This is a genomic window from Halalkalibacter urbisdiaboli (assembly GCF_002156385.1).
GTDB classification, from domain to species: Bacteria; Bacillota; Bacilli; order Bacillales; family Bacillaceae_D; genus Halalkalibacter_A; species Halalkalibacter_A urbisdiaboli.
Map to the genome: position 1 here is coordinate 967,805 of NZ_MVJM01000003.1, position 23,553 is coordinate 991,357.

Consider the following 23,553-nt stretch of genomic DNA (forward strand, 5'->3'; position numbering starts at 1 on the left):
ATTTGCAGGTTTGCCTTGCGATAAACACCCTTTTTTTAGGAGGTTGTACATTAATCATCGTTTGGAAAACTTAAAAAAGCAGGATTAAAAAGTGTATCAGGAAAATGTTGGTCTGTAACGTCTGTATACTGTTTAATTTCCTCCTCTATTTTTATTAAATCCTCCTCAATTTCTGAATAAGCTTGCTCTCTATTTTCTAATTGATTTTTTAACATCTGCCGTGTTTCAAACAATACATGTAGATTTTCGAGTTTCTCGACATATGATAATGGTTGTTGATCCATGTTTTTCACCCTTTGTTTACATAATATAATTACGTTCACCTTGTGTATTCTGCAGAATAAGAATTTGCACCAGCATGCACCGATAACAATGTATTCGCGTAACCTACAATTCGATTAACGACTTCATCCGCTATGGCATAAACTAATGGATAAAGCCGTTCATCGAAAAGTTTCGGGTCATCAAAAATTAGTGTTGTATTTATAAAAACATCACGATTTCCTTGTAAATCATAATGTACGATGACCTTCGCTGCGGCACCACCCGTTTTAGGTTCCGTATAGGATTTTAAAAACAGGTACCACTCTTCTGCTGTTGCTGATCTGAAATTTTTTATGAAATATAAATGTTTAATTTCTTCCTTAACGATTTTTTCCAATTCACTATTTTTTAAATCAACAATTTTCTTCACTTCATTCCCCTTACTCTGAGATTATCTTCACAATTTGGTCTTCGATCGCTTTACCGTCACTGTTATTAGTAAGATTGTTCAATAAGATAGCGAAGATCAGTCTCTCGTCTTTGTCTGTTTCAAGATATCCAGCTAACGTACTTACAGTTGAAATTGTTCCTGTTTTTGCAATAACTTTCCCTTCAACACCTTCTAATCGGTTTTGTAATGTGCCTCCAATCATATCGGAGTTTATACCAGCAACCGGTAATGAATGTAAATAACTTTTGAACCACTTTTCTTCTTGAATTGTATAAAGCAGCTTCGTTAATTGATTAGCCGGTACTAAATTAACATGGGAAATACCAGATCCATCGCGTATAACTAACGTGTCTGTGTCAATCTGAAATGTAGCTAGCTGTTCAAGAATAACTTCAAGTCCTGCTTCCCAACTGCCATCGTTTTTTTCGGTTTTCCCTAGTTCTTTTACTAATGTTTCCGCGTGTCCATTGTTGCTTAGTTTCATAAAGGGTACAAAAAGCTCAGACAATGGTATTGATTTATGAACTGAAATTATCGTTACCTCTTGTGGAGTTTTCCCTATTTTTACGTCTCCAATTAAATGAATTCCTTCGGCTTTTAACGCTTTTTTAAAAAGCTCTAAAACCATTTCAGTTGGTTCCCAAACGGCGATTGTTTTCTTGAACCCATTTGTATGAAGCGGGACAGCCCCTTTTATCGTAATTGTGTTTGTACCATGAATTCTTTCAATTATTAGTTTATTTAATTCAGATTCTGGGACTACCTTCGTATAATTTTCAATGTGTACATATTCTGTATTAGGAGAAACAGTGATGATGGCAGGGTTCCCTAGTCGATTTTGTGGCATTATATTAATCTTGACAGTCCCTGCATCATAATTTTTACTTGATGAAACCGTTAAGGCAGAAGTTTGAGCACCATACCCCTTAGTTTCATCACTCCAGACTAAATCAATGGGGTATCGTTGATTATCGTACCAAGTATCATCACCGATTAAATCACCTGTAATGAAACGGACTCCTTGATTTTTAAGTTCCTTTGCCATCGCTCTTATATCTGAGGGAAGAAGAGTCGGATCTCCTTTCCCTCTTACATATAAATTTCCATTAAGAACATTCCAACGTATCTTGCCGTCGTTTAATAATTCGGTGTGGAACGTATAGTTTTCACCTAACCGCGCCATAGCAACTGCACCTGTAATCAATTTCATATTAGATGCTGGGCGTAATCTTTTATCCCCGTTGTATTGAAATAATATTTCCCCTGTATTAGCTGAACGAACACTAATACCAACCGTGCTTCCTTTTAAAGCTTCGTTCATAAGGAAATGGGTTAATTCTTGTTTCCAATTTGTATCTACAGCATAGACCTTAACGTTTGTAATAAAAATGAACAAAATGCACATAAATAATGTTTTTTTGATAGCCATCCCTTCTTTCCATATTTCATTTTTTATTTTTACCAAAAACAGAGCTTTTACAAGTAATAACAAAAAAAGCAGCTGAAACCGAAATGGTCACAGCTGCCCAAAAATTAAGGTATGAACATTAATTTATTGGTAGTTGTACTGAGAAGTGCCTTGTCCCTGTTGTTGAGAAGGACTTTGCATTTGTTGTAATTGCTGCATTTGTTGCTGCTGCTGTTGCTGTTGCTGTTGCTGCTGCTGTAACTGTTGTTGCGATTGATTGATTTGGTGAGTCATTTGGTTTAAGACATTAAATGACTGAAGTGATTGTCCAACATTACCCAACATTTGTGTAGCCTGTTGAATCGATTGTTGAAGGTTTTGGAATGTTCTCTGTTGTTGCTGTTGAGCTTGTTGGCTCAACTGTTGCATTTGATTAATTAGTTGAGAAGATTGCTGACTGTTTTGTGTTCCATTCATTAGTGAGTTAGCTTGTTGTTGAGTCGATTGTAGTTGGTTTAACGTTTGCTGCATCGTATCTAAATGACCCTTCAATGGACTAAGCTCTTCACCAATTTCCTCACTAATCTCCTCACTTACTTCTTCTTCTAATTCATTTTCTAAAAATTCTTCACGTTCCATTCCAAATTCCTCCTCATAATTTTCACGATTCACACGTGAGATTTGTTCTGGTTGGGAAACATAGGCTGGTTCCGGTCTAGCTTGATTTCGAGACCAAGCAATTAAACCGATTGCAGCACCTACAAGTATGACGAGGAAGATCAACATTCCACCGTTCATGGCAAGCCCTCCTCTAGTACAACCGTGTTCCTTAAATGACGGAACATAACGTATTATGAACTTAAATCAGTGGTTTATGTTTTAAATTTGTTAGTAGATCTTAGAAATTCAGTGTAAAATGTGTTTTTGAAAAAAAACGGTACATTACCGTTCAAACATAATACATTTATTGAGCCCTTTTGTTCTTACTAAGTATAAAGGCTTCATCTGCTGCGTCTAATAATTTCTTCAATTGTTTGAGGGAACGCAATGCACCCGATATCGAAATCTTTACATCAATAGAGTCAACGTACCTTTAATTACAAAAAAAACCAGACCATTTATTGTAAATGATCTAGGTTTTTATTAACTAGCGTCCTTCTGCAATTGATGATTGTTGCGATTTTTTTTTACATTATGGAGTGATCGTGAAGTTGAAAAAATAATTAACGCAATCCAAATAAGAGTAAACGAAATAAATTGAACTTGACTAAATGGTTCATTGAATAAAAAGATCCCTAAGAAAAGCATAATCGTGGGACCAATATATTGTAAAAATCCAATTAGCGAAAAGGATATACGTTTAGCTCCTGTGGCAAATAGTAAAAGAGGAATTGCTGTTGCAGCTCCTGCTCCTATTAACAATAAGGTCGGATTAAGTCCACCTGCAACAAATGCGCCATTCCCACTTCCATGAATAAAGAATAGATAAACAAAAGCGCATGGTGTCATAATTAACGTTTCAATGGTTAGTCCAGACCAAGCACCGAGCTTTGTCATTTTTTTGATTAACCCATAAACACCAAAGCTTCCAGCTAGGAAGAAGGCAGCCCAAGGTATACTCCCATAATGAATAGTCATATACAACACACCAATTAAAGCAAAGAAAAAGGAAACGACTTCCCAACGTGATAAACGTTCCTTTAAAAAGATTGTCGCTAGTAATACATTCACTAATGGATTAATATAGTATCCTAAGCTCGCCTCGACTACTTTATCATGATTAACGGCATAAATAAAAACAAACCAATTTACACTTATGAAAACAGACGCTAATGTAATCGCAATAGCTGATTTTAGATTAGAAAATGTGACCCGAATATCTTCTAAAACCTGTTTGAGTCGCCCCATTAAGTAAAGAACGATAAGCATAAAAACCAGAGACCAAATCATCCGATGTGCTAATACCTCACCAGAGGAGACACCATCCAATAGCTTCCAAAACAACGGGAGAACTCCCCATATGAGATAAGCGGCTATCGCAGCGATGACACCAAGCTGCTGTTCTTTTAGTTGTTCATTCATATATTTTCGCTCCTATGAAATAGCTAAATTTGGCTTAAACGGTCATAGAGTAACATTATAGTCTCCTTTAATCTATTTAGCAATGCTTATCTTTCATCAGTCGAAATCGTTTGTAAAAGTCTCGGATCAGGAGAATCTAAAGGATGCCTTTTCATATAAACGAGAATTATAATAAGCATTAGCAATTCTGCTAATGGAATCGCAAGCCATACACCGTTTACACCTATTAGTAATGGAAGTATAAGTAAAAAGAGCAGCATTAAAATGAATTCTCGACCTACTGTAATGATTACTGCTAAGCGCACTTGAGCAATTGATTGATAGTATGTCATCATCACAAGGTTTGCTCCCATAAAAAGATAGGCAATAAAAAATAGTTTTATTGCAGAAATTGCAGTTTCTCTAATGCTTTCCGGGAAATCCCCAAAAATAGCAACAATACTACCTGCAAACAACTGACCGATGATAAAACAGAGTATTCCTGAAGTTCCAGCAACCCATAGGGCTAGCTTCACAGTTTGCTTCTTTCTTTCAATTGAAAGAGCCCCGTGATAAAAACTAATTAATGGCTGAATCGCACTACCTAAGCCTAAAAACAACATTAACATGACGGCATTTATATAATTTAAGACTGTAAAAGCAGCAACACCTTCTGTACCAGCTAACCTTGCTAAAACAACATTATGAGAGACTGTAAACAATGCAATTCCAGTTTCCGTTAAAAAGCTAGGAAAACCTAACGACATCGTTTTTTGAAACAGTTGTCGTTGAAAACAAAAACGAACAAAACGGAGGTTATTATCCTTTTTGATAAAATGTAGAGTTAGTACTGTCACCCCTAAAAACGCCGCAATGATTGTACCAATTGCTGCTCCTTTTACTCCAAGATCAAGAATATATAAAATGACATAATTTAAACCAACATTGGATACCGCAGTTACTACAAGTGCAGCCATTGCAATTGTTGGGCCACCATCATTACGAACAAATGAGCTTGTTGCATTTTCGATTGTAAAAACAAAGCCGAACAAAAGCATAATAAATAAATAATCGTAGGCATAGGGATATGTGTCTTGATTAGCACCTAAAGCATACGTTAATGGCTCACGAAATACGAACGCAGTTATACCAATTAATAGTGTGAAGCCAAAGATTAATAACGTAGAATGCGTAAAAATAAAACGAGCTCGCTCTTCCTGCTTTGCACCCATTGCTTGCGAATATAAGGTTGCTCCACCGATTCCAATCCACAATGACATGCCTAAAAATATCGTATAAACTGGTGCTGCAAGACCAACTCCCGCAAGTGCGACAGGACCAAGGCGATTTCCGACCATGATTCCATCTACAACATAATTTACAGCCATAATGACCATACCTATTAGCGATGGTATTAAATAGGAAAAAAAGACTCTACTAACAGACTGTTGCTCTAAAGGATGTACATTTGATTTTGCTTCCATATCTCACTTCTCCTATTTCCTATGATACACCTGCCCAATATACATTCCACGTCGCTTCCAACTTCCTTTTTGTTCGTTCCGCTCCACCATAAACCAACTCTACACAAATAGCATCAATAACAGCTGAATATGCGATATTTGCTATCTCTGGATTTCGAGAAATCTCTTTCTGTTCAAAGGCTTTTTGAAATTGTGGGAATAATAACGATTCTGCCCTTTCAATATGGTCATATACTACCTTCATAACTTCATGATGTAGATGAGCAGGTGGAAAAAACGAGACTCTTAACCAAAACTTTAATCTGGCGTCCTTTTCAAAACGTGTAAAAAGGTTACATAAATTGTTAAACAAGCAATCTTTGAAAGAAGTTGAAGAATGCGCTGCTATAAATTGTGAAAATAGACGTAGTTCTTCATGAGAGGTCTCTGATAGTAATTGAAGAAATAAGTCATCCTTTCCTTTAAAATGCGAATAAATCGACTGTTTCTTGATTCCTACTTCCTCACCGATTTGTGCCAGTGATGCCCCTTCATATCCGTGCTCTGCAAAACATGTTAATGCCGCTAGTTTTATTTCATTAAATGACATAGCAATCCCCTTTACGAACGTTCGTCAGTTCATTATATTCGATGACCTATATCACATGCAAGTTTCAGTTATATTTTAACAACAAAAAAATGTGTGGAAAAAAGCTCATTGCTTCTCCCACACGAACATATAATTAACGCTTCTCTTTAAGTAATGTTGCGAACTCATTGATTTGTTTATTATTTAACTCTTGGTTTCCATACCGAATGCGTTCATATCCTTTTGCTAATTTGTCTAATTTTCGTTCATCAAATTCTTTTAATGTTTTTAGATGTTCAATCGTTTGTCTAGGTGTATGAGCCTGTTTAAATTGAAAATGATGAAGCTTCATTTGCCTTTGAATAAGCTGACGGTAAATATACCGTACCTTTTGTTGATTAGATAATGCTTCAAATCGAGGAGCTATTTTCATCATTGAGGTTACGAGATGTTTTGCACGTTTTTGTTGCTCGTGTCTCCATTCCTTCCAATCAAAAATGCTTTCTTTTTCATCAATATATTCCATTGTCTCTTCACTCTTGTCAGTACGCACCAAAATTTGTTTAAGAAAATGAAGAAGTTTTGATAGGGCAAGCTTTATCCACGCTCTCGCTTTTTTAATGAAAAACAAAGCAAACGTAATGACAGCAATTACAATAACAACGTACATTACGTACGTCATTAGAGTATCCATAATTTTAGCAAATACTGAAGGCTCCACTGCTTCATCATTTGGAAGACCTATATCCATATCTAGCGCTGGTGGGCGTTCATCTGACGCTGGTGGACTCTCGTTACCAGACACTAAATTAATAAACCCACTTACCAATCCGACAAATCCATTCCAAAGTGTAGTCTTAATAATGCCCGCATTCGTTATTAACAATATGCATATGAAAGTTATGATTAAAAACAGTTGATTTTGTTTTTTAATTGTCGGGCTTACATAAGGGTGACTCTCTTTGGATAAAGTGGCTGCTTGTAAATGTTTACTGTTCGATAAAAACAATGTAATGATGATGACAGTAATCCCCAATATCGTGACGAGAGTAAGATATGGACTTAAACGTTCATAATATCGGTATATCATATATGCAACAAAATAGATTCCCAACCCACCTGTCCATAAATAAGCCACTGAAAATAATTGATGCCACATTTTACCCGCATACATCATCCCTCTATATACGACGATGGAATGCACGACACCTAATAGTAGACCTAACCAAAATAAATGATAAAAGAAAAAGCTAGAAGTAAAGCCGATTAACATCGCCAGACCTGAATAAAAATAATAGCTCTTAAACGACGAGAATTCTTTTAGAAGTAGCCCTATTAAAAATAATATTGGAATAAATAGAAGCCAAATAGCCAGAAGCGATGGATCAACTAACCCAATTCCAAATAAGAGAATAATAGGAAGGTGAAGAAGGTACTCGACCAATCCTGATAGAAAAGACCGAAAAACATTACCCTTTATCATACGTAACCTCCCCCTAGTTTGCCTTTGCATGTGACGTTAATTCTTCAAGATTTAAGATCTCAATTGCATTTCCTTGGGCCTCTAATGACCGAATATGGTCGTTCATTTTCTCAGTCACAATTGAGGTAATAATTAATATATCAGCACCCACCAAGCCCCGATCGATATCCTCCTGTAAAAAGAAAGGAAAACTCATGCTTGTTCCCATTTTCAACTTAGCCATTGTCTCCAATACGTACATAAGCTGCTGTCTGCTATTCTCTGGAGGTATTCTAATCGATTCCTTCTTCATTTCATTAAGATAGGAATTGCAGCCAAAACCTGTTGGAACACCTTTATTAATTGCATATTGTGCAATCGAAGCTGCATAGGAAATTGCTAACTCTACTTGTTCTTTATTAACGATTGGAAGCCAAATATCTTCTGTTTGATTAAAATTAACATAGAGCATCAAATGATGATCGGCCGTAAAGTCCTTTTGGCTTACTTGCAGACGATTTGTTCGCGCTGTTGCCTTCCAGTTTACGGCATTGAGTGGGTCGCCGTAAGAATAATCACGAACCCCAGAAATTAAGAAGGGATCATCGATAATCCACCGTCTTACAACAATATCCCCTAACCAGCTATGAGCTGGTAAAGGAATTTCATTCAAAGAAGTGATTTTCGGGTACACTGTGATTTCTGCTGAGGAAGGTACACTACGGAACGTTGAACCAAAGCCGAAAATGTCCCCTGTTGATAGAGAGACCTCCTCATATCGATAATAACCTCTTTTCATACAGGTCAACTTTTGCCGCCTCTTTATCTTTTGATACGGCATTAAACTAAAGAGTGTACGATGAAAATCATCTCCATCTATTTCGTTATCAGTTACAGCCTCTTTGCGGAATTTTAAATGGGTATGAATTTTCGATTCAAGTCGTAACCATGGGACTGGCAGTAGCTTTTTATTCACGATTTCGTCAATCATCTCAACTTGCTCCCCTTCATGAACTGCCTTTTCATTAAAGGACCGAGTATAGAAGATGCGTGTAAGCCCCCACTTATTATAAATATAGCCTTGAATTCCGACAATTAAAAATGTAACAAATATGACCCAGGCGATATTCATAATCCGTTTGTTCCTTTCGCAATTAGCTCCTCTGAAGGAACCGGGACCTTTTCTAGAATTTCATTTAGGATTGTCTCAGCTTGATTCTCTTTTACTCTGATTGTGTGTGATAACACGAGCCTATGTCCAAGTACTGGGTTTACCATAAATTTAATGTCATCTGGAACAACATAGTCTCTTCCTTTTAGAACAGCATAAACTTGTACTGCTTTAAGTAATGCTTGACTTCCCCTTGGACTAACACCTAATTGGATTTGGTCATGATTTCTTGTTTCTTCAATTATTGTCAAGATATATTCCAATAATTCGTCGCTTATGTATACTTGTGAATACAATTGTTGCGCTTCTAAAATATCATCTCTGCTTGCAGCGGGCTGCAAATCTTCAATCGGATTTTTTTCCTTAAACCTCTTCAAAATTTCAATTCCTTCTTTTTTTGAAGGATATCCTAATTGAACTTTTAAAAGAAAGCGATCAAGCTGAGCCTCTGGTAATGGAAACGTTCCTTGACTCTCTAACGGATTCTGTGTAGCAATAACCATAAAGGGACGTTCTAACTGATGAGTTTCTCCGTCAATTGTCGCTTGACGTTCTTCCATACATTCAAGAAGACTTGATTGAGTCCTAGGTGTTGCACGATTTATTTCGTCTGCAAGTACGATATTCGAAAAGATTGGCCCAGCTCTAAATTCAAACTCCCCTGCTTTTTGACTATAAAAATTAATACCAGTCACATCGGATGGTAATAAATCCGGCGTAAACTGGATGCGCTTACAAGTGCAGGATAATGATTGAGCTAAGGTTTTTGCTAGAAGGGTTTTTCCTGTCCCAGGAACATCCTCCAACAAGACATGTCCGGAAGAGATAAGTGCAACTAGTAGTAGATCAATTGTATCGTCTTTTCCGATAATAACATTGTGAATATTTTGTTTAACCTCATTTGCTAAATCTTTTATTGTAGCTAAGTCCATCCCTTCATCACCCTTTTACGATAAAATTATCTTATACTACTACTTAGATATCGACCCAGTAAATCCCTTTTATTGTTTAATAAGTCATCGATTTGTAATCTTTTTAATAATTTGGTCATATAACGTTTAGTTTAAAAGTGACCGGTGGTTTTATATAGAAAAAAAGAGATAGACCCAACAGGTCTATCTCTTCCCTATATTAGCTTAATGCTTCAGTTAATACTGGTACAATTTGCTTCTTACGAGAAACAACACCTGTTAGAACGGCTGTGTTGTTTTCTAATGTAACGCCATATGCCTTTTCAACTGATTGTGCTTCTTTTCCAAGTGATAATACAGTTGAGTCATTTGCTAAAATATCAGTTACAACAAATAGGAACATATCTAAGCCTTTTTCATCAATAACACTTGAAATCGTTTTTTCTAATTCAGCTTGACGAGCAAATACATCGTTTGTATCAACTGTATTTACTTGTGCAACTTCTACCTTAAAGTTCCCCATCGTAAATTCTTTCGCATCAAGGGAGATTAATTGGCTAACTGACTTATCGCTTAAATCAGCACCTGCTTTTAGCATTTCCAACCCGTAGCTATCAGCATCAACACCAGCAATTTCAGCTAATTCTTTTGCTGCAGCAACATCTTGATCTGTGCAAGTCGGTGATTTAAATAATAGAGAATCAGAAATAATAGCAGAAAGCATTAATCCCGCTGTCTCTTTACTAATTTCTACTCCATGTTCTTTATAAAGCTTATTTAAAATAGTTGCTGTACATCCAACTGGTTCTGCACGATAATATAACGGGTCACTTGTTTCAAAATTTGCAATACGGTGATGGTCAATAACCTCTAATACCTTCACATCAGCAAGGTCGTCAACACTTTGCTGGCGCTCATTGTGATCAACTAAAATAACACCTTCAACTTCATTAGCAACAGTGCTTACTAAACGAGGAGCATCAGCTTTAAAATAATCTAGTGCATATTGAGTTTCGCCGTTTACTTCTCCTAAGCGTACTGCTTCAGCTTCAACACCAATTTTCTTTTTTAACTCTGCGTATGCAATCGCTGAACAAATCGTATCTGTATCAGGATTTTTGTGGCCAAATACAAGGACTTTACTCATGTTTCCTACCCCTTTTTCATTTTTAGTATGTAAGTTTTAGCTTCCAAAAGGTATGCTATAGATAATACGTTCCGTTCCTTATTGTACTACACTATGATTAGTCAAAAAAGAGAAAGCTATTATTTTTTCTCGAAAACGTTGTTGATATCCAGCTTAATTGGATAAATCTAAGAGTAAAGGTGTTATAATGTGAAATATTTTAAACCTGATTTTGAACTTCAGCATTTTTCAGAAATCACAGCTACATGGTTACAGCAAAACAATATTCGGACAATTTTCTCAGACTTAGATAGTACACTTGCCGTTCATGATCAACATGGTGATGAAGATGTAGAGAAATGGGTCGAAATATTGAAAAAAGAAAATGTTCAATTAGTGATTGCATCAAATAACAGTCAAGAGCGTGTAGATCGCTTTTGTAAGCCTTTCGGAATAATTGGTTTTGGAAAATGCAATAAGCCTTCCCCTCATCGCGTAAATCAGCATATGAAGGACTTGCAAGCTCAACCGGAAACGAGCTTATTTTTAGGCGATCAACTATTAACAGATATTTGGTGTGGTAAACGACTTTCCATTCGTACGGCATTAGTCCACCCTATTGGTCAAGAGCATGAACCAATTCAAATCGTGTTAAAACGAAAAATCGAAGCTTGGATTAAAAAAAGATGGTGAACCATTTAAACGAGGAATGATAATGATGATTGCCGTAGTATTTGATTTAGAACTCATGAAACGATTTAAAAAAGGTCAATTAAGTGAAATCGTTGAAATTGGAGCTTGTAAAATTGACCTCGAAACGAAACAGATCATTGATCAAATTCAAATCTACATATCACCGAAACGTGGAATATCTAAAAGTACACGCAAATTTATTAAAATGAACGATGATGACGTAAAAAATGCTTTAACGTTTCATACGGGGATTGAAAGATTCGTACAGTGGCTAAACGATGATTATTATCTATGCGCCTGGGGAAAGGACGATAAGTTTCACTTGTTAAATCAGTGCTTGCGAAACCGAATGAATGTTGATTGGCTTAGAAATTACAATGATATTCAAAAACCGATAAGTAACCTTCTCAAAGCAGAACATCAACTAGGTTTAAAAAATGCATTACAGACTGTCGGAATTGAGGCGACTGGTAAAGCTCACCGTGGGATTGATGATGCCATTAATACTGCAAAGCTTTTTCTTCATTTTCAACAAGACATTACACTCGTAACAAATACGATCAGTGCAGAGGAAAGAAAGAAACATAAACCAAAATTCAAAAAAAAGAACCGAAAACAAAGACCTTTATCACAAGAAAAAACAAAGTAGAACAAAGTAAAGGTCGAAAGGCTCATTTTTGCTGAGCTTCGACCTGTTCATTTGGAAGACATTTGATTTGTTGAATGCGACTTTTTAACAACAACCTTTCACTCGCATATTCTACTTCTCCAATAACGTGCATCCCCTGCCGCTTGTAGAGAATGTTCTAACAAGATATTAAAGCATCTGCCCGACTTCAAAATATTTCCAGTATTTATATTAAAGGATCCTCCACAACTATATAAACTTCTGAGGTCGGTTCCACGACAAAAGGGATGCCCAAAAAGGTTCAGTCTTAACCTTTAAGGACATCCCCGTAGCAATGTTCGGAGTTTATAAGCCTTTTTTATCGGAAGCCTTTATGAGATAGCTCCTTTGTTTATGTTTAATTTAACAACTTGTGTTAAAGTTCACCTTATTGGCAATTTTCCACCAATGATTTCCGTCTTTCTCAAGCAATTCAAATGCTTCTTTTGGACCCATCTTACCAGCGTCATAAAAAGCAAGATCTGTTTTGTTACTTTCCCACGCTTTTGAAATTGGATCAACAAAGCTCCACGATGTTTCAACTTCATCCCAGTGAGTAAAGTTTGTCATGTCACCTAATAAGCAATCATGGATTAAACGTTCATAAGCTTCAGGTGTATTTTGTGTATCAATGCAATTATTGCAATAATTTAAGTAAACAGGAACGGTTAAATCGGAAATACCAATTTTCTTACCGTTAAGGAATAACGTTATTCCTTCATCTGGCTGTACGTGGATAATTAATAAGTTCGGTTGCATCTTATCTTTATCCTTATAGTATAAATTCATTGGTAGATCCTTAAATTCAATAACAATTTCCGTTACTTTTAAACTCATACGTTTTCCAGTACGTATATAGAAAGGTACGCCTGCCCAACGATGGCTATCAATGTGTAGCTTTCCAGCAACAAACGTTTCCGTTATAGAATTCGGATCAACATTCTTTTCACTACGGTATCCGGTAACCTCTTTATTATTAATTTCACCTGGACCGTATTGACCTCTAACAAAGTGTTCTGCTACTTCCTCTGTTGAAATCGGTCTTAATGCACGTAGTACTTTAATTTTTTCATTTCTGATATCTTCAGGAGTCAGGCGATTAGGTGGCTCCATTGCAAGTAAAGCAACCATTTGAAGCATATGATTTTGTACCATGTCACGAAGAGCTCCCGATGTATCATAATAACCACCGCGGTCCTCTACTCCCAACGTTTCACTTGAAGTAATTTGGACATTCGATATGTAACGATTATTCCAGAGTGGTTCAAAAATTGCATTTCCAAAACGAATAATCTCAATGTTTTGAACCATTTCTTTCCCTAGATAGTGGTCTATACGATAGATTTCATCTTCAGAGAAAGCTGAGCGTAATTCTGTGTTTAATTGTTGAGCAGATTCTAAATCATGGCCAAATGGTTTCTCAATAATTAGACGTTTCCAGCCTGTTGTCTTTGTAATACCAGTCACATCAAGATTTGTTGCAATTGTCCCAAAATGTTGCGGAGCCATTGCCATGTAGAACATGCGGTTTTGTGGAATTTGATGATCGTTTTCTATCTTTTCAATCAGGCCTTTTAGCTCCATAAAGGACTCTTTATTCGTAACATCAACAGATATGTAATAGAAATGTTGACAAAACTCGTTGAGTAACGATTCATCTTCCCCTTTTATTGATTCTTTTACTGTCGCACGAAGTTCCTCATTTGACCAAGGTCTTCTTGCCACACCAACAACAGCAAAAGATTTTGACAAGTGACCAGCTTTAAAAAGATTAAAGATAGATGGATACAGCTTTCGTTTAGCTAAATCACCTGTTGCACCAAAAATAACTAAGGTTGTACTAGGTTTACTTGATTCATTCATGAAGGAAAAACCTCTTTCTTTATAAAAGACTTAATATTATTTTAATTAATACAATATTATATACATTTAAGAGTAGTTTGCCTACCTGTAAAGAACGCATCCGTAAAAATTTATAAATAATTATTGATTATTTACAAAAGACAATAAAAAACTCATTGAAAATGTATAAAAAAAGAAAACTATGAATATATACTAACAAAAAAAAGAGAGCCTTACAAACGAAGTACTCTCACTTTTTATTTTTTTCTGAAAAATCAAGAGTAAATGATATAATGACGTTTAATAAGAAAACAGTTTGATCTTCTCCATATAAGCAGTGACCCATTCATTATTTTGGACCATTTGTTTCATAAAAAAGCCTTTAGCCAAATAGAGATCGATCACTTCACGATAATTCCATTCAACCATCCCTGATAAAATCACTTTTCCTTCTGGATGTAAATGCGATTTTATAAAATCTAGTAATTCTTTGTTTTCGTTCGCTGCAACATTAGCAAAGATAAAATCAAATGATTCATCAATAAAAAAACTAGGATCAATAACATTTGCTTGTAGTACTTCAATCGTGTCAATATTGTTGAGTTTAGCATTATATAAAACTTCAGTCTTAACATCCTCTATATCAATGGATACGACTCTCTTTGCGCCAACTAGTGAGGCTGCAACACTAAGTAAACCAGAGCCTGTCCCGAGATCTAATGCTTTTTGATTATTTAATTGCTCATTTAGAATCATTTTTAAGCAATCTTGTGTCGTTTCGTGTAAACCGGAACCAAACGCTCTTGGTGGTTCAAATAAAATTTCCTTTAATTCATCGTTTTGATCATCTGAATTACTTGGCGGGCGAATTTGCCATCCATTACCTAAATCGATTGTCGGGAAAGGCTGTTGCCAATCATTATGATTATCTAATTTATCATATGTAATCTCATTAGGGTGTATATTAAGTGCATTAGCAATTCTCATTGTAAAGGCATCTACCGAGCTGTTTTTGATTTCTGTGTCTTCAACAAAAACCTTTAATTCCACTGGCTCTTCCACTGTTTCTGCACCATATCCATTCGCTTCCTCAAAAATATCAAATGGTTGATCATAATATAGATGATAAAATCCTGCGATCGTTAATCGCTCTATCGCACTTTCGATTTCATCGAATGGTAAAGATACACTAAATTCATGTAACATTTCTTCTCATCCCTCTATGTTCATTATCGATAGACATTTGAATATACAGTCTGATTAGATAGTAACATAATTTTAAGAAAAATTCTTACTTCTTCGACAATGATATCGAATCTTGTAGAAATAATCTACAAAAACAAGTAGAGTTCATTTAGTTTTTATCATACAAAAAAAACTGACCGCTAATGTCTAAAAAATTACGGTCAGCTTTTTTATTGCATAGTTTACTGTAATTTATTGACTATACTTCTCGCAACCCAAACACCTGCTGCTCCAGCCTGTGCGAGACCTCTCGTAATTCCAGCTCCATCACCACCACAGTATAAACCTTCAATTTCAGTTTCAAATTCTTCGGTTAGCTTCGGACGAGCGGAATAAAATTTTGCTTCCACACCGTAAAATAATGTATGCTCTGATGCAAGGCCTGGCGTTACTTTATCAAGGGCTTCAACCATTTCCACAAGGCTTTTCATTGTGTTATACGGTAAGACTAAACCTAAATCACCCGGAACGGCTTCTTTTAGCGTTGGCTCAAGAAACGACTCTTTAATTCTCTTTTCTGTTGAGCGTCGTCCTTTCATAATGTCACCGAATTTTTGGACTATCACACCCCCATTTGATAGATCATTTGCACGCTTACAGATTTCTCGTGCATATTCGTTTGGTTTATCAAATGGCTCTGTGAATTTATGTGATACAAGCAAGGCGAAATTTGTATTTTGAGAGCCGAGTGCAGGATCTTTGTAAGAATGTCCATTTGCAGCCATAACACCGCTATGGTTCTCAACAACCACATGTCCGGAAGGGTTACTACAGAACGTTCTAACCTGTGTTCCAACAGATGTATTAAAGATAAACTTCCCTTCATATAGATGCTCGTTGATTTCACGCATTACGACATCAGATGTTTCAACGCGTACCCCAACATCAACTTGGTTATTATACATTTTTAAACGTCGCTTTTTGAGAATATCCGTTAACCAAGCTGAACCGTCTCTTCCTGGTGCAATAAAAACGTACTCACTTCGAAGCTCTTGACCATTTTTTAAGACAATTCCTTCAATTTTATACTTCCCTTCTTGCTTAGCTGTTAAGATGTCACTTACTTCTGTCTTATACATCATTTCAATTTTATCTTTTAAATACTCAAATATAGACTTTAAAATTTCGAGGTTCTGTTCAGTTCCTAAGTGACGTACCTTTGCTCGAAGAAGTTTAAGACCCGCACCATAACCACGCTGTTCAATATCACGAACCTTTTCAGTTGTTGGATCTGTTATTGTTTCAGTTGCACCATGTTGTAAATTAATTGCATCTACATATTCAATAAGCTCCATAACCTTAGATGGACTCAAATAATCTGTCATCCATCCACCAAATTCTGTTGTTACATTAAATTTCCCATCACTATACGCACCTGCTCCGCCAAAACCATTTGTTATAGAACAGGCTGGCAAACACCCTGAAAAGTCTTTCTTTCCGGCTGGAGGTGGACATAATTGAATCTTTTCTTCTAAAATTGGACAAGTTCTTCGGTAAATATCATGACCTTTATCGACTAGTACAACTTTTGCATTCGGCTTTTTCAAGAGAAGTTCATAACAAGCAAAAATTCCGGCAGGACCTGCTCCAACAATAATGGCATCAAATTGACTCATGTTTATTCCCCCAATGTTGTATTACGTAAAAAAACCTAACTATAAACGGGTTTCTTTACATACCCGTTCGTAGTTAGGAATTATTTTGGTTCCATCTAGAGACCCTCAAACCATATTATTGAGGATATACGAACAAACTGATTAATTTTTATCACCATTCATTATTATAGCTGGTTTTTTGGAACTGTCAATCCAAAAAACGTATTTTATTCGCTTTTTAAGTGAATATCATCATTATTTTTTGATTATAATTGCGATAATTACTTTAAATCCGAACATTTACTTGGTGTCATGTCCTGATATCCATAATATTAAAAAATCAAACCTGTTTTTCTTTTTCAATTCTACGTTCTTTCAAATAGACAACGAGAACAAATGTCATAATCAATGCACTTAACATAAACATGCCATAGCCGCCTGTACCTTCCTGCGTCAATATTCGTAGCACACTTCGGATGAAAAACATCAGCGATAATACATATGTAATTAATAAAATTGTTTTTTTATTCATCATTAACCCCTATCATTACTTTCGAAGACATATAAATTACCGTTTTCTGGTCTCTTAAATGATGGCCCTGTATATCCTCTTTTGATTAATTCTTTTCTCATAAACAGCATTAAACCTCCGTGAGTTACAATTAGTACGTCCTTGTCTGATTTTAAGATCTCATCTAATGTTCTGCTTATTCGTTTAAAAACTTCAGCTTTAGTTTCCGGTTGAGACTTGTGATTACAAAGCCAAGCAACACGAATAAGTAGTAAATGAATAAAAAGGGGGAGCTTAATATTCATTTTGATTAACGGATTTAAGCCGATTTCTCTCAGTTCCTTCATATAAATGATTTCTTCTTTAAACGCTTTTCGTGCAGTTACTTTTGCACGAGGCAAATCACTAGAATAACAGCGTTTCCAATCTACAGCGCCTAAATCAAGTTCTGTTTCTTCTACTTCGGATTGGTCGTATTCCTCGACCCAGTTCATTAAGTCTTTACCTGTTACTAGCTTTTGAGGATAGCCTCTTTTCACTTTAAAATGGCGGATCAACCCAATTTTCACCATATCACATCCTATTGTTATGCTTGTAATAGTTTAACAGTTTTAATATGAAAAGGGAATTCTTGAATGTTCACATTATCACAAAAATGACCTGTAATGAGAAGGCTCAATTACAGGTCATTTACTCTTTATAATTATTTATATAAGTATTTGTTTGCTTTTTTTTATGTTTTCTTTAAGGGGTTCTATTGCACGAACACTTTCACGATTTGCTAAAAATTCAGGTCGTGGACTTATATTAGAAAAGGGCTTAATCAGTTTATTTTCTATACTATTAAAAACAAAGAATACGTTACTTCGTGGAAACGGAGATATATTACCACTTGAGCCATGCATCACATTACAATCAAAAAATAAAACCGTTCCAGCAGGGCCTGTCGCTCGGTCAATTTGGCCGCCAGCTTCATCTACTAACCACTTTAAACTATCATGATCGGGTACACCCAGTTCTTGCTTTTTCAATGATTCTTTAAAGTTATTATCTGGTGTTTTTCCTGGACACGATACGTACCATTTATGTGATCCGGGGATAAGCATCAACGGGCCATTAAACTCATGATTATCTGTTAAAATAATCGAGCAACTTACCGCTCTCATATTAGGCATTCCATCTTCAACATGCCATGTTTCGAAGTCTGAGTGCCAGTAAAATTCTTTTCCTTTAAAACCAGGTTTAAAGTTAATGCGCGATTGGGTAATATACACTTGACTGCCTAGAAGCTGTTGTGCAATTGACACGAGTCGCTCATTTTGTGACAAACATTTAAAGAAGTCACTATTTTTATGAACTTCAAATACGGAACGAATCTCATCGCTTCCAGGCTCACGAATGACTTCATCACCATGAACATGATCGTGTTCATCCATTACTCGCTTTAATTCATCCTTTAATACTTGTATTTCATATTCAGAAAAAAGGTCTTTAACAAGGAGATAGCCTTTCTCTTCAAAGAAATCTACTTGTGTCTCATTTAGTGCTCCGTCATTAAACGCAGCATTTCTGTGAACGACTGGGTCACGCCTTTTTAATATTTTTGCCTCTTTTCCAATTCTTGAAGGATATAAATCTGCTACCATACAAACCACTCCTTAGATAGATTAGATTGAAGGCTTTGTTAACCCACTCCATATTTTATTCAAATTGTTATTTAATACAAAGTTGATATAAAGTTATATTTTGATTTCTGCCTGCATGAGAGAAAGTGACAGCTTTTTATATCTTTTTTTCCTAATTTTCTTTCTTTTTACGCCCTTTATCATTATATTTCATTTCATATTTTTAAAGTGCCTAGAAATCCGCATAAATTAAGGTTTTCATTGCATAACCATGGATTACGAAAGACTTTTTTGATGATGCGCTCTTTCGAAAGAGTCTAAAAAGGGTGTGGTATTTTTGAAGGATGCTTCAATAAAAATAGGCACGTTTCAAAATCTACTCGAGCAAAATATGACCTTTGATCACGTTTTTTTGCGAATTATGAAATTTATGAAGCTTCAACCAAGTGGTAACTACCGACTGATGCTTGGTACAGATTCTCAAGTTCATGCAAGACATACGGTATTTATCACCGGAATTGTTATAAAAAATTCGGGAAAAGGTGCTTGGGCTTGTATTCGTAAAATAATCGTGCCCCGAAAAATGCTTCATTTACATGAACGTATTTCTTATGAAACCTCCTTAACTGAAGAAGTTGCTACAGAGCTTACAGAGGAACGAAAAAAACAGCTAATTGATATTGTTCTTCCCTATGTTTATCAAGGTTCATCTTTCTCAATTGAGGGCCATATAGATATTGGTTCAGGACAACGAAATAAAACGAGAGAATTTGTCCAAGAGATGGTTACTCGTATAGAAGCCATTGGAATTGAACCTAAAATAAAGCCGGATGCAATCGTCGCTTCAAGCTATGCAAACCGTTACACAAAATAACAACAGTGTTGAATAAACTAGAATCGCTGATGCTGCTTTCCAAAAAAAAGATCGTGTCTCGTTTAAAATGACACAATCTTTCTTCTTTTAATAATCCGAAAACGCATAATTATGTTTTCGGCGATAACGAAAAGAATGACATTCATCACACATGGAAAAAGAATGTTCCCAAGATAGTTTTTTCCCACAATGCTTACACTTTTTAGTAAGGTTACGGAGATCATTTTTTAAATAATCATGAATCACATCACTCATTTCTTCTCTTACACGTTCCCAATAAAGGGCTTCTGTTCGTTGCTCTAACCGATACAAAAACAATAAATGCAAGCCAACTGATTTGTATGCAAGCTCTAGATCCTCTAAACTTCCTTTTTTAAGCTGAGGTTCAGGTAGTTCATTTCTAGATACAATCGCCTTCATTTTTTCAAGCCATTGTTTTATTAACTCTGGTTCTTTTGAGGAAAATGGAAGATGTAAAAAGCCATATAAATCCATCATCGACAAACGTGCTTCAATTTCAGTACCTTTTACTGTTTTATATAAATCACGTTCTTCAGCTAAGGATGCTTTTTTCGTTCCTTTTGGACTCTCAAATTTATCCCAAAGCTCAAAAAAACGACCGAGGTCTCTTGAATACTGAAGAAATCGTTCAAATACTGAATTTGTTGGTGCGATCGCAAATGTTTGAATTGGATCATCCTCTTTATTTAAAAGTTGTTTCATTAATTTAATATCGGACGTAAACGCAACTTTCCCTACATCATAGATTCCTTTCCTGCCAGCACGCCCAGCTATTTGTTTGATTTCTTGTGAGGTTAATCTTCTTCTTCTTGTTCCATCAAATTTTTCGTTTTCTAGAAATACAATCCGTCTAATTGGTAGGTTTAAACCCATCCCAATTGCGTCTGTTGATACAATGACAGTTGTCTCACCTTCAATAAAGCGCTGCATTTGTTTTTTTCTCGTTTCTGGAGGCATGCTACCATAAATCATACTTACAGAGTGACCACTTTTTTGCAGTTGTGAGGCGGTTTCTAATACGCGTCTACGTGAAAAACAAACGAGGGCATCGCCTTTTTTAGTATGAGACATTTTAAATTCCTTCATTTCAACTTTCAACGGAATATCTCGGCTATAATCATACACAGTTACATCAGAGTCGCCAAGAAGCTGAATAATCATATCCTTTACATTTCGACTACCGATAATATGAACCTCATTCGCATTTGTTTTTGTAATCGCTTTGTACCATGAAAAGCCGCGATCTTTATCAGCGATCATTTGGGCTTCATCAATCACGACAACATCATAAAATTCCTTTTCATAAAACATCTCCACCGTACATGAAATATGGCGAGCCCCCTCTACTTCTTTTTCTTCCTCTCCTGTTTTTAACGCACAAGGGACCTTATCAGCATTTAACCGATCATATACTTCTAGAGCAAGCAGTCGTAGTGGAGCCAAGTAAAGGCCACTTTTAGCTGCCTTCATTTTTTCTAAAGCGTGATGGGTTTTACCTGTATTTGTTTCGCCTATATGAAGTACATATTTGATATCTCGCCCTTGAGAGGCACGATATTCTCTACCAAAAATATAGTCGATCATCCGTGCTTCTTCTTCTTTTTTTCGTTCAATTTCAGCCAATTCTTCGGCAATTTTACGTTCACGGTCAGCGATCGCTTCCTCTAATAGTTTTTTATGTGTTTGCTCGTTAAACGGAACGTCAGCTAGGGCAAGCATATTTGCTAAAATTTCTTCATTTATCGCTGTTAGAAAAACTTGATGAAGTCTAGATAATTGCTTACTAACAATCGATTCTAACGTACTCTTAGTCAACTCTTCACCAAAGCCTTCTGCGTACTCCTTTGTAATCGATGAATCCAGTGACTCGGTAACTTCTTGTGTTACTTGTTCAACCATTTCGTGATGAATAAGGTCGTTATACACGTCATGATACGTTTCATAGGCATAATAATAGCCCCCCCATTCATCATATCTCTCTACATCCCCTGTTAGCTCATCGAAAAAACGTCCAACTGTTTGATATTCACAAGATTGGAACGGACCGATTTCCATTAACCTGTCATCGGCATTATCATGCTCCACGAGTTGGTATTTGGGTTTATTATTTACATCATCAGCAAGGTGACAGGCGACTAAATATCGAACCTGTAAGTAAAGTTTGTCCTTTTGATGCTTTAATATCATTTGAACCATCTGTTCGACAGTTTGAACTGCTTTAAGTCTTAAATCGGCAAGACGTTCCTCTTCTTCTCGCTTTAAATAGGCCTGCCTAGCCGTTACATAGCGAGTGTTCCACTCAGCTTTATCATCAGCAAAACGCCTTTTGAACCACGTTACAACATCGAAGGGCTCATAGAATTTAATCTCACTACGGAATAGCTTATTAATAATTCTTCGGTCAACCCCTTCAACAACATAGCCATTTTCAGTTAAGTACTGTTTTTTATCACGTTTAGATACTTCGTTTGAAGCTTTATTTATCCAAATATTCTTCCAAATTTGTTCTAAATATTCAGCCCGCTCGAATAAGTATTGTTCAAAGTCAGGCTTCGTTTCTTTGCTTCCTAGGAAACGGTCAAGATCCTCACTTACTTTCTTTTTTGTTTGTGCAACAGCACGGGGGTAAAGTTCAGTTAATGAGTTCATAGGCAGTTTCCTTTCATCATGCAGTATAGTCTAAAGGAATAGTTCGCATCAGTTATTTCTATTAGGATTTGAACTCATGCGTATAGTTATTCTTCTTGATTTAAGGACTAAATTCCTGTAACAAATTATGTTTCGGCTATATACAAAAAAGAGGTTATTCCAAAAGTCAAAATCAACCTTTGGAATAACCCTAATTTTCTACATTATGCAACTGACTTTACGTTATGCTTAGAATTCACTATCTAAACTTTCTAACGAATCCATATGACTTGCGATCATTGCAATAATCGTACTGGCTTCTTCTTTACTAAAGACGAAATTGAATTCATCCTTTATTAATTCATCATCTTCTGTTCGAACTCTGTTAATACGTTGAAGAACCCCGTCTCCTGTATCTGGGAGTAACCCGAATTTATACGTAATTTCGACATCTTCTTCCTCGTCAATGTAAGCTGTTACTTCTGGTGTTTCCCATTCTACATCAACATCCTCGATATCAAAATCATCCTCGTCTTCTTCGACAATATACTCATCGGCCATATCATAATCATCATCATTTAGATAATCGTGGAAGCTTTCATGTACGGCATCAACGATATCCTCGATGTCTTTTAGAATCGTTTTTGAGCTCAGATCTAAATCTAAGTCATACGATTCCACATAAAATTCATTATTGTAGGGGTCGAAAAATAATGTACAAAAATATTCTCGGTCACCATCCTCAGTTTCAATAAAAAACTCAATTCTAGGATGCTTTGCCCCTTTATCAATTGTCATATGCCCTACTTGATCATACTTCTCACAAATGGAAGTTAAATGATCCTGAAGCTCCCCACTTACTCGGTCAAACCACTCAATTGTCATACGTCCCCCTACCTTTCATCGTGATATCCTTATTCATAAAAAAAGAAAGAAGGCAGAATCA

At 36.0% G+C, this 23,553-nt stretch carries 22 protein-coding genes and 1 riboswitch; of the genes, 3 read left to right on the forward strand and 19 right to left on the reverse strand.

Features of this window, described 5'->3' with window-relative positions; translation table 11 throughout:
* Positions 1-50: 50 nt before the first annotated feature.
* The 11 genes from B1R93_RS19210 to B1R93_RS19260 all read right to left on the reverse strand — a co-directional run bounded on the left by B1R93_RS19210 (position 51) and on the right by B1R93_RS19260 (position 10,927).
* On the reverse strand, positions 51-284 hold the full coding sequence (locus B1R93_RS19210) for a hypothetical protein (RefSeq protein ID WP_088105553.1): 234 nt from the start codon (positions 282-284) through the stop codon (positions 51-53).
* 35 nt (positions 285-319) lie between these two features.
* Complete coding sequence (locus tag B1R93_RS19215; RefSeq protein ID WP_088105694.1) at positions 320-685, reverse strand: hypothetical protein; 366 nt, start codon at positions 683-685, stop codon at positions 320-322.
* 19 nt (positions 686-704) lie between these two features.
* The gene (dacB, locus tag B1R93_RS19220; RefSeq protein ID WP_425348988.1) at positions 705-2,138 is read right to left on the reverse strand and encodes a D-alanyl-D-alanine carboxypeptidase/D-alanyl-D-alanine endopeptidase; all 1,434 of its coding nucleotides are present in this window, start codon (positions 2,136-2,138) and stop codon (positions 705-707) included.
* 129 nt (positions 2,139-2,267) lie between these two features.
* On the reverse strand, positions 2,268-2,921 hold the full coding sequence (locus B1R93_RS19225) for a hypothetical protein (RefSeq protein WP_088105555.1): 654 nt from the start codon (positions 2,919-2,921) through the stop codon (positions 2,268-2,270).
* A gap of 345 nt (positions 2,922-3,266) precedes the next feature.
* Positions 3,267-4,205: an EamA family transporter RarD gene (gene rarD / locus B1R93_RS19230; RefSeq protein ID WP_088105556.1), complete on the reverse strand. Its 939-nt coding sequence runs from the start codon at positions 4,203-4,205 to the stop codon at positions 3,267-3,269.
* 86 nt (positions 4,206-4,291) lie between these two features.
* The gene (locus tag B1R93_RS19235) at positions 4,292-5,668 is read right to left on the reverse strand and encodes an MATE family efflux transporter (RefSeq protein WP_088105557.1); all 1,377 of its coding nucleotides are present in this window, start codon (positions 5,666-5,668) and stop codon (positions 4,292-4,294) included.
* 19 nt (positions 5,669-5,687) lie between these two features.
* On the reverse strand, positions 5,688-6,257 hold the full coding sequence (locus B1R93_RS19240) for a TetR/AcrR family transcriptional regulator (RefSeq protein WP_088105558.1): 570 nt from the start codon (positions 6,255-6,257) through the stop codon (positions 5,688-5,690).
* 133 nt (positions 6,258-6,390) lie between these two features.
* Positions 6,391-7,719 carry a hypothetical protein gene (locus tag B1R93_RS19245; protein WP_088105559.1) on the reverse strand — a complete coding sequence of 443 codons (1,329 nt, stop codon included), beginning with the start codon at positions 7,717-7,719 and terminating at the stop codon, positions 6,391-6,393.
* Between the two features lie 13 nt (positions 7,720-7,732).
* Complete coding sequence (locus B1R93_RS19250; RefSeq protein WP_088105560.1) at positions 7,733-8,830, reverse strand: DUF58 domain-containing protein; 1,098 nt, start codon at positions 8,828-8,830, stop codon at positions 7,733-7,735.
* Positions 8,827-9,801, reverse strand: coding sequence for an AAA family ATPase (locus B1R93_RS19255; RefSeq protein ID WP_088105561.1), 975 nt, complete (start codon positions 9,799-9,801; stop codon positions 8,827-8,829). The genes B1R93_RS19250 and B1R93_RS19255 overlap by 4 nt, the downstream gene beginning before the upstream one ends.
* Before the next feature lie 199 nt (positions 9,802-10,000).
* Positions 10,001-10,927, reverse strand: coding sequence for a manganese-dependent inorganic pyrophosphatase (locus tag B1R93_RS19260; RefSeq protein WP_088105562.1), 927 nt, complete (start codon positions 10,925-10,927; stop codon positions 10,001-10,003).
* Positions 10,928-11,116: 189 nt separating this feature from the next.
* On the opposite strand from B1R93_RS19260, the gene B1R93_RS19265 reads away from it, so the two are divergent.
* Positions 11,117-11,599, forward strand: coding sequence for a YqeG family HAD IIIA-type phosphatase (locus tag B1R93_RS19265; protein ID WP_088105563.1), 483 nt, complete (start codon positions 11,117-11,119; stop codon positions 11,597-11,599).
* Between the two features lie 22 nt (positions 11,600-11,621).
* Positions 11,622-12,248: a 3'-5' exonuclease gene (locus tag B1R93_RS19270; RefSeq protein WP_165763885.1), complete on the forward strand. Its 627-nt coding sequence runs from the start codon at positions 11,622-11,624 to the stop codon at positions 12,246-12,248.
* Between the two features lie 381 nt (positions 12,249-12,629).
* On the opposite strand, the gene zwf is transcribed toward B1R93_RS19270, so the two are convergent.
* The 6 genes from zwf to thpD all read right to left on the reverse strand — a co-directional run bounded on the left by zwf (position 12,630) and on the right by thpD (position 19,105).
* Positions 12,630-14,129 (reverse strand): glucose-6-phosphate dehydrogenase, encoded by a 1,500-nt coding sequence (zwf, locus tag B1R93_RS19275; RefSeq protein ID WP_088105565.1) that lies wholly within the window; start codon positions 14,127-14,129, stop codon positions 12,630-12,632.
* Between the two features lie 279 nt (positions 14,130-14,408).
* Positions 14,409-15,314 (reverse strand): 50S ribosomal protein L11 methyltransferase, encoded by a 906-nt coding sequence (locus tag B1R93_RS19280; protein WP_088105566.1) that lies wholly within the window; start codon positions 15,312-15,314, stop codon positions 14,409-14,411.
* A 221-nt stretch (positions 15,315-15,535) separates the two neighbouring features.
* Positions 15,536-16,969 carry an NAD(P)/FAD-dependent oxidoreductase gene (locus B1R93_RS19285; protein WP_088105567.1) on the reverse strand — a complete coding sequence of 478 codons (1,434 nt, stop codon included), beginning with the start codon at positions 16,967-16,969 and terminating at the stop codon, positions 15,536-15,538.
* Between the two features lie 50 nt (positions 16,970-17,019).
* Positions 17,020-17,121: riboswitch (purine riboswitch) on the reverse strand.
* A gap of 167 nt (positions 17,122-17,288) precedes the next feature.
* A complete protein-coding gene (locus B1R93_RS19290; RefSeq protein WP_088105568.1) occupies positions 17,289-17,480 on the reverse strand; it encodes a hypothetical protein in 192 nt (63 codons plus the stop codon).
* Between the two features lie 2 nt (positions 17,481-17,482).
* On the reverse strand, positions 17,483-18,028 hold the full coding sequence (locus B1R93_RS19295) for a histidine phosphatase family protein (RefSeq protein ID WP_088105695.1): 546 nt from the start codon (positions 18,026-18,028) through the stop codon (positions 17,483-17,485).
* Positions 18,029-18,166: 138 nt separating this feature from the next.
* Positions 18,167-19,105, reverse strand: coding sequence for an ectoine hydroxylase (gene thpD / locus B1R93_RS19300; protein ID WP_088105569.1), 939 nt, complete (start codon positions 19,103-19,105; stop codon positions 18,167-18,169).
* Between the two features lie 370 nt (positions 19,106-19,475).
* Between thpD and B1R93_RS19305 the strand changes: the two genes are divergently transcribed.
* Positions 19,476-19,958: a ribonuclease H-like YkuK family protein gene (locus tag B1R93_RS19305; RefSeq protein WP_088105696.1), complete on the forward strand. Its 483-nt coding sequence runs from the start codon at positions 19,476-19,478 to the stop codon at positions 19,956-19,958.
* A gap of 87 nt (positions 19,959-20,045) precedes the next feature.
* Here B1R93_RS19305 and B1R93_RS19310 read toward each other — a convergent pair whose 3' ends face one another.
* Together B1R93_RS19310 and B1R93_RS19315 are read right to left on the reverse strand one after the other, a co-directional pair.
* Positions 20,046-22,628: a DEAD/DEAH box helicase gene (locus B1R93_RS19310; RefSeq protein WP_088105570.1), complete on the reverse strand. Its 2,583-nt coding sequence runs from the start codon at positions 22,626-22,628 to the stop codon at positions 20,046-20,048.
* Between the two features lie 228 nt (positions 22,629-22,856).
* The gene (locus B1R93_RS19315) at positions 22,857-23,492 is read right to left on the reverse strand and encodes a hypothetical protein (RefSeq protein WP_088105571.1); all 636 of its coding nucleotides are present in this window, start codon (positions 23,490-23,492) and stop codon (positions 22,857-22,859) included.
* Positions 23,493-23,553 lie beyond the last annotated feature (61 nt).

Excerpts from the sequence above, each read along its gene's own strand:
- B1R93_RS19210 (WP_088105553.1), bottom strand. The coding sequence starts at position 284 with ATGGATCAACAACCATTATCATATGTCGAGAAACTCGAAAATCTACAT.
- B1R93_RS19225 (WP_088105555.1), bottom strand. The coding sequence starts at position 2,921 with ATGAACGGTGGAATGTTGATCTTCCTCGTCATACTTGTAGGTGCTGCA.
- rarD (WP_088105556.1), bottom strand. The coding sequence starts at position 4,205 with ATGAATGAACAACTAAAAGAACAGCAGCTTGGTGTCATCGCTGCGATA.
- B1R93_RS19235 (WP_088105557.1), bottom strand. The coding sequence starts at position 5,668 with ATGGAAGCAAAATCAAATGTACATCCTTTAGAGCAACAGTCTGTTAGT.
- B1R93_RS19240 (WP_088105558.1), bottom strand. The coding sequence starts at position 6,257 with ATGTCATTTAATGAAATAAAACTAGCGGCATTAACATGTTTTGCAGAG.
- B1R93_RS19245 (WP_088105559.1), bottom strand. The coding sequence starts at position 7,719 with ATGATAAAGGGTAATGTTTTTCGGTCTTTTCTATCAGGATTGGTCGAG.
- B1R93_RS19250 (WP_088105560.1), bottom strand. The coding sequence starts at position 8,830 with ATGAATATCGCCTGGGTCATATTTGTTACATTTTTAATTGTCGGAATT.
- B1R93_RS19255 (WP_088105561.1), bottom strand. The coding sequence starts at position 9,801 with ATGGACTTAGCTACAATAAAAGATTTAGCAAATGAGGTTAAACAAAAT.
- B1R93_RS19260 (WP_088105562.1), bottom strand. The coding sequence starts at position 10,927 with ATGAGTAAAGTCCTTGTATTTGGCCACAAAAATCCTGATACAGATACG.
- B1R93_RS19270 (WP_165763885.1), top strand. The coding sequence starts at position 11,622 with ATGATGATTGCCGTAGTATTTGATTTAGAACTCATGAAACGATTTAAA.
- zwf (WP_088105565.1), bottom strand. The coding sequence starts at position 14,129 with ATGAATGAATCAAGTAAACCTAGTACAACCTTAGTTATTTTTGGTGCA.
- B1R93_RS19280 (WP_088105566.1), bottom strand. The coding sequence starts at position 15,314 with ATGTTACATGAATTTAGTGTATCTTTACCATTCGATGAAATCGAAAGT.
- B1R93_RS19285 (WP_088105567.1), bottom strand. The coding sequence starts at position 16,969 with ATGAGTCAATTTGATGCCATTATTGTTGGAGCAGGTCCTGCCGGAATT.
- B1R93_RS19290 (WP_088105568.1), bottom strand. The coding sequence starts at position 17,480 with ATGAATAAAAAAACAATTTTATTAATTACATATGTATTATCGCTGATG.
- thpD (WP_088105569.1), bottom strand. The coding sequence starts at position 19,105 with ATGGTAGCAGATTTATATCCTTCAAGAATTGGAAAAGAGGCAAAAATA.
- B1R93_RS19305 (WP_088105696.1), top strand. The coding sequence starts at position 19,476 with ATGACCTTTGATCACGTTTTTTTGCGAATTATGAAATTTATGAAGCTT.
- B1R93_RS19310 (WP_088105570.1), bottom strand. The coding sequence starts at position 22,628 with ATGAACTCATTAACTGAACTTTACCCCCGTGCTGTTGCACAAACAAAA.
- B1R93_RS19315 (WP_088105571.1), bottom strand. The coding sequence starts at position 23,492 with ATGACAATTGAGTGGTTTGACCGAGTAAGTGGGGAGCTTCAGGATCAT.